The sequence below is a fragment of the Vibrio sp. OPT46 genome (assembly GCF_015163535.1).
GTDB classification, from domain to species: Bacteria; Pseudomonadota; Gammaproteobacteria; order Enterobacterales; family Vibrionaceae; genus Vibrio; species Vibrio alginolyticus.
On record NZ_JADDYG010000359.1, the window covers coordinates 63,985 to 65,346 of the forward strand.

Here is a 1,362-nt window from a genome sequence, read left to right on the forward strand (position 1 = left end):
CAAAGACAGTCAAGGTTATGGTTTATACCTCAAAGCCGATGGCACACTTGTGGACACTATTAATGGCGACCCGGTGCCACAAGAATCAGAATTGATGCCGCTGCTTACCGAAGAAGAACTCGCGACCTTCGATACCTACACCGCAGAAGAGATGATGCCATTTGTCGCTCTGCAAAAAGATTATCGTGAAATCAAAGGCGATTTCGGCGGAAGCAACGTGAAACAATACGCCTTAACGGGTCATCCTTTGGCGAGTTATGACTTCCAAGTAAAGAGTGAAGATGAAGTGAGCATCATGGCTTATGAGCTTTCTGAAGGTGGCTCGATTCCTCAACACTGCCGAGAAGAAAAACAAGTGCTTATCAACTTTGATGGCGATACTGAAGTCGTCCTCACGCATCAAGGCGAACAAGCGAGTGTTGTTTTAACGCGCGGTGATGTGCTGAATGTTCCAGAAGGTGCGTCTTATTCACTGACGAACTTGCGTGGTAATAGTTTGACGTATTGCATTCTTGGGTCTGATCAACCAAAGCCGCTTGCAGGAGAATAAAATGACGCAACCCACCTCGTTAGTTTGGCTACCCGGACTACTTTGTGATGGCACATTGTTTGAGGAAGTCAACCGAGCGTTGCCAAGTTGGGTTGAGCCTTCATGCCCGACGCTGGCCTCATTGCCGTCAATGGAACAGCTGGCGCAGAAAGTGTTGCAAGACGCACCGCAGGAGTTTGTCTTGGGTGGCTTATCAATGGGTGGGATTCTTGCCTTTGAGGTGTACCGTCAAGCGCCAAACAGAGTCAAAGGCTTGATCCTCATGGATACCAATGCAGCAGATGAAAAGCCAGAGGTGACACAAAAGCGTGATGCACTGGTTAGCCGTGCGCTAAGTGGTGAGTTTGAACGCATTACGCCTGACACTCTGATGCCTGTGCTGATTCATCCAAGCCGTTTGCAAGACAAAGCGTTAACTGAGCGTATAGAAGGCATGGCGGTCAATGTAGGTTTGGAGGCATTTGAAGCACATGCTAAAGCGTTAGCAACTCGCCCGGATGCTCGACCTTTATTGGCGGACATTCAAGTTCCTACGTTGGTGATAACAGGTAAAGAAGATAAGCTTTGTCCGCTAGACAATCATCTGCTCATGGAGAGATGCATCCCAAACGTCACGCTTCATGTTATCCCTGAGTGTGGGCATCTATCTACGCTTGAGCAGCCTTTAATTATTAGTGAAGTGATGACTACTTGGCTTCAAGATAACTTTACTTAGTGTTGATAAGAACTTCATCACTCACCACCTTAAGGTTACTTGGGTATAGGTGGTGAGCGATGAGTATTATCAGAAGTAGTAGCGAATACCTGCCGCG

Annotated in this window: 1 protein-coding gene and 1 pseudogene; both read left to right on the forward strand. The window is 47.5% G+C overall.

Going from position 1 to position 1,362, the window contains the following annotated elements; translation table 11 throughout:
* Window positions 1–550: pseudogene (locus IQR33_RS16885) on the forward strand (cupin domain-containing protein); the annotation flags it as partial.
* 1 nt (window position 551) lies between these two features.
* Window positions 552–1,265 (forward strand): alpha/beta fold hydrolase, encoded by a 714-nt coding sequence (locus IQR33_RS16890; protein ID WP_193843871.1) that lies wholly within the window; start codon window positions 552–554, stop codon window positions 1,263–1,265.
* Window positions 1,266–1,362: the final 97 nt, after the last annotated feature.

Excerpts from the sequence above, each read along its gene's own strand:
- IQR33_RS16890 (WP_193843871.1), top strand. The coding sequence starts at position 552 with ATGACGCAACCCACCTCGTTAGTTTGGCTACCCGGACTACTTTGTGAT.